This window comes from Pseudomonas sp. 3JA (assembly GCF_036961705.1).
Taxonomy (GTDB): Bacteria; Pseudomonadota; Gammaproteobacteria; order Pseudomonadales; family Pseudomonadaceae; genus Aquipseudomonas; species Aquipseudomonas fluorescens_Q.
Window position 1 is genome coordinate 1 of the sequence record NZ_JBAMDJ010000117.1, and the last position, 360, is coordinate 360.

General features: G+C 60.3%; 1 protein-coding gene. It reads right to left on the reverse strand.

Going from position 1 to position 360, the window contains the following annotated elements; translation table 11 throughout:
• The coding region (locus tag V7773_RS30290; RefSeq protein ID WP_336076509.1) for an OprD family outer membrane porin at positions 1 to 360 on the reverse strand (360 nt) is incomplete at both ends.

A 360-nucleotide genomic window follows, 5' to 3' on the forward strand; every position in this document is an offset into this window, starting at 1 on the left:
GCGAAGTTGAAGTCGTGGCGCAGTTGCCAGGATTTTTCCTTGGCGTTGTCGTAGCTGGAGTTGTAGCTGTCGTTGGCCAGGGTGCCGCCGCTGGTGCCGTTGACGCGCATCCAGGCATCATCGCCGCCGACTTTCTGCAGGCCGACATAAAAGGTATTGCCACCGTACTTGGCCGAGAGCATGGCGAACGCGGTTTTGTTGTCCAGGTCGCCGGCCAACGCACTGCCGTTTTCCTTGCCGGTGAAGTAGCCGAGGTTGGCGCCCAGGGTCCAGTCGCCGATGGGCTGGCTGTGGGTCAGGTTGAAATATTGTTGCTGGTAGATGTCGGACAGTTCCGCGTACCACACGCCGACCTGGGTG